Source organism: Actinoplanes sp. NPDC048791, from assembly GCF_040650095.1.
Taxonomy (GTDB): Bacteria; Actinomycetota; Actinomycetes; order Mycobacteriales; family Micromonosporaceae; genus Actinoplanes.
Genome location: NZ_JBEZGQ010001596.1, coordinates 1 through 1332 on the forward strand (window position 1 = coordinate 1; position 1332 = coordinate 1332).

A 1332-nucleotide genomic window follows, 5' to 3' on the forward strand; every position below is an offset into this window, starting at 1 on the left:
GCGGCGAGGGCCACGGTGACGGCCAGGAAGCCGATGGCGAGCAGGGCGAACAGCATCTGGGCCAGCCGCGCGGCGCGCCGGTCCGCCGCGTTGACCCGGCGCATGTCGGCCTGCAGCGCCTCGGCCACGGCCGCGTTGGCGGTACGGACGTCGTCGAACAGCTCCTTGCCCCGGCCGGTCTGCGAGTAGCCGGGATCGGCCACCCCGGCGTTGACGACCGGGTACGCGAACGCGTACAGCCAGCGGGACGCGGCGGCCCGCTCGGCGGTGAGCAGCCGCAGCACGGCCGGGTCGGTGGTCCGGCCGGCGATCTCGTCGAAGGAGGTGAACGCGCCGATGCGCCCCTGGTCGTACGGCTGCAGGAAGCTCTTGTCGCCGGTGAGCTGGAAGCCCCGTACGCCGGTCTCGGCGTCCGTCATGTGTTGCAGCACCGCGGTGTTGGCGTCGCGGGCGGCCTCGACCCGGGCCACCCGCCGTTCGTGCCGGCTCTGCAGGTTGTCGCTGACCATGAACTGGGTCACCACGACGCCGATGAACAGCACCAGGACCGCGATGACGCCCGCGTCGACGCGGGCCCGCACCGAGGCCATCTCAGGCGTCCGCGGGGGTGCGGGAGACCGGCAGCGTGAACGAGATCGCGGTGCCGCCGCCGGGTGCGGCGTCGGCCCAGATCCGGCCGCCGTGCCGGGTGACTATCCGTTCGCAGGTGGAGAGCCCGACACCGTGCCCGGCGGTGCCGCCCGCCCCGGCGCGCGCGAACATCTCGAAGACCCGGCGGCGCTGGTCGGCGGGGATGCCGATGCCGTTGTCGCGGACCGTGACGACGTACTCGTCCTCCTGCCGCCGGGCGCAGACCTCGACCTGGCAGTCCCGGGCCGGGTCGCGGTACTTGACCGCGTTGCCGATGAGGTTCTGCAGCAGCTGGCGCACCAGGGTGGGGTCGCAGGGCAGAGTGATCCGCGGGGGCGTGACCCGGACGGTGGCACCGCCGCCGCGGATGGTCTCCCGCAGGTCCGTCAGGGCCTGGTCGACCAGCTCACCGAGGTCGGCGTCCGCGCGCCGGCAGGGGCCGCTGCCGGCCCGGGCGTACATCAGCAGCGACTCGATGAGCGCCTGCATCCGGCCGACCGCCCGCACGGTGGCCCCGATCCACTTCTGGCCCTGGGCGTCGATCTGCGTGGCGTAGTGGTCGCCGAGCAGTTCCAGGTAGCCGTTGACGACCGCCAGCGGCGCCGCGAGGTCGTGGCTCACCACCGCGGCGAACTGCTCGAGTTCGGTGTTGGAGCGCAGCAGCTCGGCATGGGCGTCCCGCAGGGCCTGCTGCTGGGCCCG

Annotated in this window: 2 protein-coding genes; both read right to left on the reverse strand. The window is 73.7% G+C overall.

Features of this window, described 5'->3' with window-relative positions:
* The coding region (locus AB0C29_RS48810; protein ID WP_360835249.1) for a CHASE3 domain-containing protein at window positions 1-590 on the reverse strand (590 nt) is incomplete at its 3' end.
* A gap of 1 nt (window position 591) precedes the next feature.
* Window positions 592-1332: ATP-binding protein (locus tag AB0C29_RS48815; protein ID WP_360835251.1), on the reverse strand; the 741-nt coding region annotated here is incomplete at its 5' end.